Genomic DNA, 1,271 nt, shown 5'->3' on the forward strand with positions numbered 1-1,271 from the left:
CCCCCTTCAGAATTTTCGGCTAGATTCCCTTTTGGCTAAGACTTTCAGCTTTTTTATCCTGTACTGAGATGTTGCCATAATGTGAGTCCATCCTTAGTCTGGAACAACCAAGATTCATGCCTTTCTTTCCCATTACTAAGTCTAACCGTTCCATGACTGAAATAGTTTCTTAGCTTCTTGTAACTTGTCTTTCCGCATCTTGATACTGTCCATGCCCTTAACATTAACCAGACTGTGTGGTCTAGCTTAACGAAGGTCTCTGATGAGACTACCGCTGAATAATAGTTTGACCATCCCCTTATGATTGGGTTTAGTTTGCTTATCAGGGCTGATTGGGGTGCGGTTTTAAGATGTTTTATTGCATCCTTAATCACTTCTGTGTGGGCTTTAACTGCTTTGTTGCTGGGTTTGATGTGAGTTTTGTGACCGATTGGACGGCTTGCTGCTCCACCAGTTTTCCCAGTTTTATATTTTCCTGCAGGATATTGCCTAATATTGAATCCTAGAAAATCAAATCCGGGTTCTTCAAGTTTTCCATCATATTCAATAGGATTGAGTGTATGACAGATTCGAGTTTTTCCCGGTTTAATCTCTAACCCAATAGGTTTTAACCATTCAGAAATAGCAATCTTGCACTGTTCAATAATCTCTAGTGATGGTGATATCACTACAAAATCATCGGCATATCTTATTACGGTGGCTTTAATTTTAACCCCTTTTACTTTTGGATACGTTGTTTCAATTAATCTAGCCATGCCATCCAGTGCAATGTTGGCGAGTATTGGACTTATTACCCCTCCTTGAGGTGTCCCTGTTTCAGTATCCTCAAATACACCGTTATCTAGTACACCTGCTTTGAGCCATTGTTTTAGGTCTCTTTTCAGGCTGCTTGGACAATGAATTTTGGACAGTAGGTAATCATGGTTCACGGTAAGAGCATTTTGCTATATCTGCGTCCAATACATAATAACTACTATGCTTAATACATAGATAGATTCGTTCTATTGCATCTTGGGCAGACCGACCAGGTCGGAACCCATAGCTTGTGTCTTCAAATCTCGATTCCCATTCAGGTTCGAGAGCCGATTTAACCAAGGCTTGCCTTGCTCTATCTTGGATTGTAGGAATGCCTATTCCAGCTTTTTTCATCCCTACCAGGTTTTGGTATCCATACTCTCCTAAGTGCTTTTGCTTTGAGGTTTCCTTTAATGTTCTTAACCTAAGTACAGGACAAAAGTTGTAGAGCCTGGTGAAACCGCCCTGAAAACAAA

At 40.6% G+C, this 1,271-nt stretch carries 2 protein-coding genes and 1 pseudogene; all 3 read right to left on the reverse strand.

Translation table 11 applies throughout. The features are described 5' to 3' along the window. Positions 1–53: 53 nt before the first annotated feature. The gene (locus tag P5683_RS24915) at positions 54–929 is read right to left on the reverse strand and encodes a reverse transcriptase domain-containing protein (RefSeq protein WP_006669236.1); all 876 of its coding nucleotides are present in this window, start codon (positions 927–929) and stop codon (positions 54–56) included. Further along, positions 919–1,149 (reverse strand): reverse transcriptase domain-containing protein, encoded by a 231-nt coding sequence (locus P5683_RS24920; protein WP_006669237.1) that lies wholly within the window; start codon positions 1,147–1,149, stop codon positions 919–921. The genes P5683_RS24915 and P5683_RS24920 overlap by 11 nt, the downstream gene beginning before the upstream one ends. Then, a pseudogene (locus tag P5683_RS24925) lies at positions 1,109–1,219 on the reverse strand (RNA-directed DNA polymerase); the annotation flags it as partial. The pseudogene P5683_RS24925 and the gene P5683_RS24920, both read right to left, overlap by 41 nt. Between the last annotated feature and the right edge of the window lie 52 nt (positions 1,220–1,271).

It is taken from the genome of Limnospira sp. PMC 1279.21, assembly GCF_032349615.1.
GTDB classification, from domain to species: Bacteria; Cyanobacteriota; Cyanobacteriia; order Cyanobacteriales; family Microcoleaceae; genus Limnospira; species Limnospira fusiformis.

Bases quoted from the DNA above. Each gene is read 5' to 3' on its own strand.
- P5683_RS24920 (WP_006669237.1), bottom strand. From the start codon at position 1,149: ATGAAAAAAGCTGGAATAGGCATTCCTACAATCCAAGATAGAGCAAGG.